Source organism: uncultured Cardiobacterium sp., from assembly GCF_938028185.1.
In the GTDB taxonomy this organism is placed as follows: domain Bacteria; phylum Pseudomonadota; class Gammaproteobacteria; order Cardiobacteriales; family Cardiobacteriaceae; genus Cardiobacterium.
In genome coordinates, this window is the sequence record NZ_CALJAH010000467.1 from 1 (window position 1) to 8,142 (window position 8,142).

General features: G+C 60.9%; 9 protein-coding genes and 2 pseudogenes. 5 read left to right on the forward strand and 6 right to left on the reverse strand.

Going from position 1 to position 8,142, the window contains the following annotated elements:
• Positions 1-77 precede the first annotated feature (77 nt).
• The 4 genes and pseudogenes from Q0349_RS13510 to Q0349_RS13525 all read right to left on the reverse strand — a co-directional run.
• A pseudogene (locus Q0349_RS13510) lies at positions 78-761 on the reverse strand (ABC transporter ATP-binding protein); the annotation flags it as partial.
• Positions 762-764: 3 nt separating this feature from the next.
• Positions 765-2,012, reverse strand: a complete 1,248-nt coding sequence (locus Q0349_RS13515) for a lipoprotein-releasing ABC transporter permease subunit (RefSeq protein WP_298081539.1) — start codon at positions 2,010-2,012, stop codon at positions 765-767.
• 3 nt (positions 2,013-2,015) lie between these two features.
• The gene (grxC, locus tag Q0349_RS13520; protein WP_298081540.1) at positions 2,016-2,273 is read right to left on the reverse strand and encodes a glutaredoxin 3; all 258 of its coding nucleotides are present in this window, start codon (positions 2,271-2,273) and stop codon (positions 2,016-2,018) included.
• Positions 2,274-2,283: 10 nt separating this feature from the next.
• Positions 2,284-2,703, reverse strand: a complete 420-nt coding sequence (locus Q0349_RS13525; RefSeq protein WP_298081541.1) for a rhodanese-like domain-containing protein — start codon at positions 2,701-2,703, stop codon at positions 2,284-2,286.
• Positions 2,704-2,858: 155 nt separating this feature from the next.
• On the opposite strand from Q0349_RS13525, the gene Q0349_RS13530 reads away from it, so the two are divergent.
• The 5 genes from Q0349_RS13530 (at position 2,859) to Q0349_RS13550 (ending at position 6,970) form a co-directional block, all read left to right on the forward strand.
• Positions 2,859-3,806, forward strand: a complete 948-nt coding sequence (locus tag Q0349_RS13530; protein ID WP_298081542.1) for an AEC family transporter — start codon at positions 2,859-2,861, stop codon at positions 3,804-3,806.
• Between the two features lie 321 nt (positions 3,807-4,127).
• Positions 4,128-4,787, forward strand: a complete 660-nt coding sequence (locus Q0349_RS13535) for an amino acid ABC transporter permease (RefSeq protein WP_298081543.1) — start codon at positions 4,128-4,130, stop codon at positions 4,785-4,787.
• Positions 4,777-5,424 (forward strand): amino acid ABC transporter permease, encoded by a 648-nt coding sequence (locus tag Q0349_RS13540; protein ID WP_298081544.1) that lies wholly within the window; start codon positions 4,777-4,779, stop codon positions 5,422-5,424. Before Q0349_RS13535 ends, Q0349_RS13540 begins: the two co-directional genes overlap by 11 nt.
• Positions 5,421-6,167 (forward strand): amino acid ABC transporter ATP-binding protein, encoded by a 747-nt coding sequence (locus tag Q0349_RS13545; RefSeq protein ID WP_366916334.1) that lies wholly within the window; start codon positions 5,421-5,423, stop codon positions 6,165-6,167. Before Q0349_RS13540 ends, Q0349_RS13545 begins: the two co-directional genes overlap by 4 nt.
• A complete protein-coding gene (locus Q0349_RS13550; RefSeq protein WP_298081545.1) occupies positions 6,164-6,970 on the forward strand; it encodes a cysteine ABC transporter substrate-binding protein in 807 nt (268 codons plus the stop codon). Before Q0349_RS13545 ends, Q0349_RS13550 begins: the two co-directional genes overlap by 4 nt.
• 69 nt (positions 6,971-7,039) lie before the next feature.
• On the opposite strand, the gene Q0349_RS13555 is transcribed toward Q0349_RS13550, so the two are convergent.
• Entirely contained in the window at positions 7,040-7,393 is a 354-nt protein-coding gene (locus Q0349_RS13555; RefSeq protein ID WP_298081546.1) for a DUF4298 domain-containing protein, read from the reverse strand.
• A 300-nt stretch (positions 7,394-7,693) separates the two neighbouring features.
• A pseudogene (locus Q0349_RS13560) lies at positions 7,694-8,142 on the reverse strand (hypothetical protein); the annotation flags it as partial.

Consider the following 8,142-nt stretch of genomic DNA (forward strand, 5'->3'; position numbering starts at 1 on the left):
TATGAAGTGTATTTTAATGAAGTGTTGCACTTGGTTTGACAATTCGCCGTAAATGTCCCGCCGTCGGTGCGGGGCGGTGGCGGGGTTTCGCTCAGTTTGCCGCTGACGAGGTAGAGGCAGCGGTCCATTTGCCGGGCGAGGTTCATGTCGTGGGTGACGATGATCATCGCGCCGTGTTGTTCGCCAATCAGGCTTTTCATCAGCGCGAAGGCGTGCGCGGCGTTTTCCTGGTCGAGGTTGCCCGTCGGTTCATCCGCGAGCAGGCAGTCGGGGCGGTTCACCAACGCGCGCGCAATCGCTGCCCGTTGGCGTTCGCCGCCGGAGAGTTCTGCCGGGCGGTGGTTGAGCCGTTCTTTGAGGCCGACGGCGGCAAGCAGTTCGCTGGCCGCCGCCAGTGCTTTTGCCGGGCGGTCGCCGCGAATAAGCAGCGGCATGGCGACGTTTTCGACCGCGCTAAATTCGGGCAGCAGGTGGTGGAACTGGTAGACGAAGCCCATGTGGCGGTTGCGCAGGCGGGTGCGGCGGGTGTCGCCCGCCTGGCTGAGGTTGGCGCCGCAGAGGGTGATTTCGCCTTGTTGCGGCGTGTCCAGCCCGGCGAGGATGTGCAGCAGCGTGCTTTTGCCGGTGCCGGAGGCGCCGACGACGGCGACGGTTTCGCCGCGCGCGAGTGCAAGGTCGGTGCCGCTGAGGATGGTGAGGTTTTCGCCTTTGCCGTGGTAGGCGAAGTGCAGGTTGGTCGCGGTCAGGACGTGGTCGGTCATGGTTTACTCGTGGGACAGGGCGCGGGCGGGTTCGGTGCGGGCGGCCATCAGCGCCGGGATGACGGAAAAGAGCAGGGTCATGATGAGGGTGACGATGCTGATGCCGCTGATGACGGCGGGGTCGAGTTTCGCCGGCAGTTCGTTGATGAAGTACATTTGCGCGGGCAGGGCGTAGCCGGTGTGGCGCTCCAGAAATGCCATGATGGCGGGGACGTTGATGGCGATGAGGATGCCGAGGCCGACGCCGAGGATGGTGCCGACCGCGCCGAAGGTCAGCCCCTGCGTGAGGAAGATTTGTCCGATTTGGCGGCGGGTCATGCCCATGGTGCGCAGGATGGCGATGTCGCGCCGTTTTTCGGTGACGACCATGTACATTGAGGAGAGCAGGCCAAAGGCGGCGACCATGACGATGAGGCAGAGGATGATGAACATCGCGTTCTTCTCGGTCTGTACCGCGCTGAAGTAGGAGGCGTTGTCCACGCTCCAGTCGCTGGCATAGACGCCGTAGGGCAGATCCGGCGCGAGGCGCTCGCGTACCAGCGGCGCCTGCATCGGGTCGTGCAGCATGATGTGGTAGCCGGTGACGCCGTCGGGCAGTTGCAGCAGTTTGGCGGCGTCGTGGTAATTGACCAGCGCCACGCCGTTGTCAAAGGAGTAATGGCCGCTGCTGAAGGTGCCGACGAGGGTGAAGCGCTTGATGCGCGGCAGCAGTCCCGCCGCGCTCGCCGTCACCTGCGGCACGATGATGGTCACTTTGTCGCCGACTTTGGCGTTGATTTTCTCCGCCAGCACTTCGCCCAAGATGAGGTTGAAATGGCCGTCTTCGAGCTGGCTGGTGATTTCCGGGTCAATCTTGGCGAATGTCTGCGAGACTTTGCCTTCTTGCGCCGGGTCAACGCCTTGCAGGACGACGCCCTGAAAGCGTTCGCTGTCGCCAATCAGCCCCTGCCCCTGCACATAGGGCGCGTAGGCGACCAGTTCGGGGATGTTGGCGAGATACGGCGCGGGGTCAAATTCGGGCGGGATGACACCGCTGCCGTCGTTGCTGCGCAGCATCGCGTGCGAGGTCATGGAGAGCATCTTGTCGCGCACCTGCGTCACCACGCCGTTCATCACGGAAAGGACGACGATGAGCGCGGCGATGCCGATGGTGATGCCGATGATGGCGAGGATGGCGTTCAGGCCGATGAAGCGCGAGCCGCTGCGGGCGTAGCTGTAGCGCAGGCCGATTTTCGAGGGCAGGAATTGCATGGCTTATCCTGCGAGCAGCGCGTCAAGTTTGCCGGCGGCTTCGAGCGCGTAGAGATCGTCGCAGCCGCCGACGTGGGTCGCGCCGATGAAAATCTGCGGCACGGTCTTGCGGCCACCCGCGCGGGCAATCATCTCGTCGCGCCGCTCCGGTTCGCGGCTGATGTCGATACCTTCATAGGCGACGCCCTTGGCGCTGAGCAACTGGTGCGCGCGCTGGCAGTAGGGGCAGGTGGGCTTGTAATACATGGTGACGGCTTGCATGGCGCACTCCTTATTTGCTGACAACGGGCAGGTTTTCGGCGAGCCAGCCGTTGATGCCGCCCTCCAGCGCATAAATGTCTGCAAAGCCACCATCGCGCAGGGTTTTCGCCGCCGCAGCGGTATTCAGGCCATCGCTGTCATAAATCACCAGCGGGCTGTCTTTCGCCGCGCGGATTTTGCCGATGTGGTCGTGCAGCTCCGCCAGCGGGTAGTTTTTCGCGCCGGCGATGTGGCCGTGGCGGTAATCCTGGGCGGGGCGCAGATCAATCAGAGTGCCACGGTCATTGACAAGGGTGGCAGCGCGGGCATTGCTCACCTTCTGCCCGGCGGCGTTGCGCCCCTGGATTTCAAAATAGATGATGCCGCCGACCACGGCGAACAGCATGAGAAAGAGGAAGAGATTGTCCTGGAAGAATTGTCCGAAAGTCATCTGAATACCCGCAGGTTATGGAAAAGGCGGCGATTATACTGGCGTTTGCGGCGGGAAAGTAGGGGCGGCGGCGAAGCTGGCCGCTTGTTCACCGATGCGGCAGCGGGCGCGCAACGGGCGTAGAATGCGTGCTTTTCAACCACCCCTGTTCTGTCATGCTCAATATTATTACGGCGCTACTGCCGATATTTATCGTCATCGCCTTCGGCTATGCCGCCACCCGCGCCGGGGCATTTACCCTGGAAGGACTCGCTGCGCTGGGACGTTTCGTTATCAGCATTGCCCTGCCCGCGCTAATTTTCAAGGCGCTGTCGGAAAAACGGCTGGATGAAGTCTTTATTCCCGCCTATTTGTTCGGCTATGCCGCAGCGACATTTCTCTGTTTCATGATTGGCCTTGTTATCTCGCGCCTGCTCGGCCAGGATTTGCGCGGTGCGGCGGTGACTGCCGTCGGCCAAACCTTTTCCAACAGCGCCTTTATCGGTTATCCCCTGTTATTGAGCGTGCTGGGTCGCGATGGCGGCAATAACGCCGGGATTTATTTCTCATTGAATACGCTGGTGGAAAACGTCTTGCTGGTGCCGATGTTTCTCGCCATTGCCGAATCGCATACCAGCGGCCAGGGCAGTTTCGGCCAGCGTTTCCGCGCCATTATTCTCAATATGCTGCGCAAGCCGCTGATTGTTGCGCTGATTCTCGGCATGATTTTCTCCGCCTTTCAATGGCGCCTGCCCGCCCCGATTGACAAATCCATTAGCCTGCTCGCGGGTGCGGCGGCACCGGTCGCCATTTTCGTCATTGGTTGCGGCCTGAACGGGATTAAAATTCAGGGCAATGTCGTCGCCATTACCCAGATTACCATTGGCAAACTGTTTCTGATGCCCGCGCTGGCGACATTGTTTATTTGGCTGCTGGGCGGCAGCGAAGAAGCCATTTTTGCCGGTGCCCTGATGGGCGGCATTTCCATGGCCAATACCGTCGCCATATTCGCGCAGCACTATGGTTATCCGCACCGCGGCACGGTCAGCATGATTACCACCAACGTATTGTCGGTCTTTACCTTGTCGGCCATTTTCCTCATTCATCAGGCGATAGTGAGTTAAACGCACTTTTCAGAAAGACCGGGCGGGAATGCCAGGTTTTTTATGGCGATACTTACCCGGTTCTGTACAAGGCTTTGGGCGGTTTGCGATATAGCGCGCTGACGGGCAAGCGCGCGGCTATATAGCAATCCTCACAAAGCCCTGTACGGCGTTGCACCGCTTCGCCGTACAACCACGTACTGTCTTCAGCGGTGCGCCTTGTACAGAACTTTGTGAGTATCGCTATAACGGCAGGTTATGACGCCATCACCAAATGCCATTTCCCCCGCCGTCGCGCGGCGGCGATAATGCGCGCCTTCTTTTTTTTTTGGCCTGACGCAGATGGATTTTTCTTATATTCATGAGGTGTTGCCGCAGTATGTCGCGGCGACGTGGCAGACGCTCCAGTTGTCGCTGTGGGGCGTGGCGCTGTCGCTGCTCTTTGGTCTGCTGGTATGTGTCGCGGTGGTGTACCGCCTGCCGTTTTTCGCGCCCGTTTGCCGCGCCTATATTGAGCTGTCGCGCAATACACCGCTGTTGGTGCAGTTGTTTTTCCTTTATTACGGCCTGCCGAAATTCGGTATCCGCCTCTCCGGTTTTGCCTGCGGCGTGATTGGCCTGACCTTTCTCGGCGCGGCCTATATGGCGGAGGCTTTCCGTGGCGGTATCGCGGCGGTGAGCCGGGTGCAGGGCGAAGCGGCGCTCGCCGTCGGCCTGACGCCGGCGCAGGCGTTCCGTTATGTGGTCTTCCCGCAATCGCTCGCCGCTTCCGTCCCGGCGCTGGTCGCCAATACGCTGTTTCTTATCAAGGAAACGTCGGTGGTCGGCGTGCTGGCGGTGGTGGAGCTGCTCAATGTGAGCAAAGAGTTGATTGGTCTGGATTACAAGACCAACGAGGCGCTGTTTTTGTTGGTGCTCGGTTATGCCACGATTCTCTTGCCGGTGATTCTAGCTGCGCCGTGGATTGAGCGGCGGGTACGGAGGGCGGCTTATGGACGCTGATTTTCCCTGGCTCGCCTATGGCTGGCGGTTGTTGCAGGGGACGGGGGTAACGCTCGCCATTTCCCTCGCCGCGATGCTGGTTTCGCTCGCGGGCGGCGTGCTGCTCGGTGTGTTGATGACGCTGCCGAACCGCCTGCTGCGTTTTATCTGCCGCGCTTATTTGGAGTTCATCCGCTTCATGCCAGTGCTGGTGCTGCTTTATATCTGCTATTTCGGCTTCGCCGCCTGGTTTGGCTGGCACTGGCAGGCGTACAGCGTCTGTATTCTGGTGTTCAGCTTGTGGGGGATTGCCGAGATGGGCGATTTGGTGCGCGGCGCGCTGGTTTCCATCGACCCGCACCAGCGCGAGACGGCGCTGGCGGTCGGCTTGAGCCCGGCGCAGGTGTTCCGCTTTGTCCTGTTGCCGCAAAGTCTGCGCCGCGTCCTGCCCGGTGTGGTCAATCTGCTGACGCGGATGATTAAGACCACCGCGCTGGCGGCGCTGATTGGCGTGGTCGATGTGGTCAAGGTGGCGCAGCAGATTATTGAGCTGCATCCCTGGGCGTCTTTTTTGATTTACGGAATTTTGTTCATGCTTTATTTCTTGCTTTGTTATCCGCTGTCGCTGCTCGCCGCCCGTCTGGAGCGTGAGGCATGAGCGCGCTGCTGTCGCTCGCCGCGATTGACAAGTTCTACGGCGATACGCACGCGCTGCGCGGCATCCATCTTGAGGTGCAAAGCGGCGAGGTGGTGGTGCTGCTCGGCCCTTCCGGCTGCGGCAAAAGCACGCTGCTGCGCTGCATTAACGGGCTGGAGCCCATCCAGGGCGGCACGATTACCCTGCAAGGCCACGGCGTGCTGGGGCGCGACATCAGTTGGCACGCGGCGCGGCAGCACATCGGCATGGTGTTCCAAAGCTATGAATTGTTTAACCATTTGAGCGTGATGGACAACATCCTCCTCGGCCCGCTCAAGGCGCAAAAACGCCCGCGCGCCGAGGTGGAGGCGCAAGCCGACCGCCTCTTGCAGCGCATCGGCCTTTACGAGCGCAAAAACGCCTGGCCGCGCGAACTTTCCGGCGGGCAGAAACAACGCATCGCCATCGTCCGCGCGCTGTGCCTCAATCCGCAACTGCTGCTGCTCGATGAAATCACCGCCGCACTCGACCCGGAAATGGTGCGCGAAGTGCTGGACGTGGTGCTGGAACTCGCCGCCGACGGCATGACCATGCTGATTGTCACCCACGAGATGGGCTTTGCGCGCAAAGTCGCCGACCGCATCCTCTTCATGGACCACGGCGAAATCATCGAACAGGCAGAGCCCGAAACCTTCTTCACCGCCCCCGCCAGCGCGCGGGCGCAAGCCTTCCTCAACCTCATGCACTATCAGGAGTACACATGAAAAAAACCGCCATCCTCGCCGCCCTGCTCGCCGCCAGCGCCGCGCCCGCCTTCGCCGTCACCCCGGACGAACTGAAAGCCAAAGGCGAAGTGCGCATCGGCGTCTTCAGCGACAAACCGCCGTTTGGCTACGTTGATGCCAACGGCGTCTCGCAAGGCTTTGACGTCGAAATCGGCCGCTACCTCGCCAAACAACTGCTTGGCGACGAAGCCAAGGCAAAATTCGTGCTGGTGGAAGCGGCGAACCGCGTCGAATACCTGCGCTCCGGCAAAGTGGACATCATCCTCGCCAACTTCACCGTCACCCCGGAGCGCGCGGAAGTGGTGGACTACGCCAAGCCGTACATGAAAGTCGCGCTCGGCGTCGTCTCGCCGGACAAGGCGCCGATTAAAAACATCGACGAACTGAAAGACAAAACGCTGCTGCTCAACAAAGGCACCACCGCCGACCGCTACTTCAGCAAAGAGCACCGCGACATCAAAAGCCTGAAATACGACCAGAACACCGAAACCTTCAACGCGCTGCTCGACGGTCGCGGCGACGCGCTCGCGCACGACAACACCCTGCTGCTCGCCTGGGCGAAAGAACACCCCGGCTACACCGTTGGCATCACCCGCATCGGCGAAGATGACTTCATTGCGCCCGCGGTGGCGAAAGGCGACGACGCGCTGCACGCCTGGATTGACGGCCAGATTGACGAGATGAACAAAAACGGCGCGATGCAGGCGGCTTACGAAAAAACGCTGAAACCGGTCTTCGGCGATGCCGTGCCGGCGCAAGATATTTTGGTGGAGACGAAATAATTTCGCCGCCGCTGGCATTAAAAAAGCCCGCGAATGCGGGCTTTTTGGGTGTGCATCCTGTGGCGACGGTTATCCGGCATCGTCGCCATGCCGCGCCGGATCAAGCGATGCCATCGCCAGTCGCATCCAGCCCCAGGCGAGCTGATGCGCCTCGCTGAAGGCATCAAACAGCGCATCCTCGCTCAGGACGCTGTACTCGCCCGGCGTGCGCTCATCCAGCGGCAAGCCCGCCTCGACCGCATCGCGCAGCGGCAGATATTCGCGGTCGTAAAACGTATTGAGCTGCGCCATCACCGCCGCCGCCTGCCGCCATTCTGCCTGCGCCGCTTCCAGCCGGGGCGCAAGCGCCAGCCATTCGCGGTACAGCGCCTGCACTTCGTTCAGCCGCGCCTGTGCCTGTTGCAGCTCTGTTGCATCATTCATAAAACACCTCCGTTAATCATGGCGGGATTATAGCGGGCGCTCATTTCCCGCCAAATATCCCCGCCTGCAATGCGCCGCACCGGAAGGCAGCGCCGACCGGAACTTTGGACGAAACCCGTAACCGCCTGACTCGTTGCTGCGGACGGTTACGCTGTCGCTAACCGCCCCTACGTTTTTATAGCCCTCCAATCCGATCTTATGAAAAGCGCTTTGGCGCTTTTTTCGTGCGCGGAAAAAGTGCGCCGCATAAAAAAAGCTCCCGCTGCCGGAGCAACGGGGGCTTCCACCCACGGAGAAAAATCAGATAATCGAGACGCTGATGTCGTCTTCCACGCGCAGGGTGAAATTGCCGTGGTGATAGGTGCTGTAATGGTTGCCGTGTCCCGCTGCGCTGTCCTGCACCCAGCCGCCGCCGGTGAGGTCAAGCTGGTCGCCGTAATCGCCGCTCAGGGTGAGCGTGCTGGGGTGGGCGAGCAGGTCGCCTGCGTTCAGGGTGAGCTTGTCAAAGTTGTGGTTGGTCGCGTCCAGCTTGCCGCCTTTGAGCAGGTTGTCAAAATTGAGATTTTCGCCGTTCATGTTGAGGGTGTACGGCGTGTGCTGCGGCTCTGTGCTGGCGGGTTGCGGCGGCGCGGCAGCGGGGCTTTCGCCAGTCGGGTTGCCATCTGCGGCAAGCGGTTCGGGCGACGTGGCCGGGTGCGGCGCGAGGCTGGTGTCCGGCTCGTGGTAATGCGGGTTAGCGCCGCTGCTGC

Coding starts and splice junctions, on each gene's coding strand:
- Q0349_RS13515 (WP_298081539.1), bottom strand. CDS start 2,012: ATGCAATTCCTGCCCTCGAAAATCGGCCTGCGCTACAGCTACGCCCGC.
- grxC (WP_298081540.1), bottom strand. CDS start 2,273: ATGCAAGCCGTCACCATGTATTACAAGCCCACCTGCCCCTACTGCCAG.
- Q0349_RS13525 (WP_298081541.1), bottom strand. CDS start 2,703: ATGACTTTCGGACAATTCTTCCAGGACAATCTCTTCCTCTTTCTCATG.
- Q0349_RS13530 (WP_298081542.1), top strand. CDS start 2,859: ATGCTCAATATTATTACGGCGCTACTGCCGATATTTATCGTCATCGCC.
- Q0349_RS13535 (WP_298081543.1), top strand. CDS start 4,128: ATGGATTTTTCTTATATTCATGAGGTGTTGCCGCAGTATGTCGCGGCG.
- Q0349_RS13540 (WP_298081544.1), top strand. CDS start 4,777: ATGGACGCTGATTTTCCCTGGCTCGCCTATGGCTGGCGGTTGTTGCAG.
- Q0349_RS13545 (WP_366916334.1), top strand. CDS start 5,421: ATGAGCGCGCTGCTGTCGCTCGCCGCGATTGACAAGTTCTACGGCGAT.
- Q0349_RS13550 (WP_298081545.1), top strand. CDS start 6,164: ATGAAAAAAACCGCCATCCTCGCCGCCCTGCTCGCCGCCAGCGCCGCG.
- Q0349_RS13555 (WP_298081546.1), bottom strand. CDS start 7,393: ATGAATGATGCAACAGAGCTGCAACAGGCACAGGCGCGGCTGAACGAA.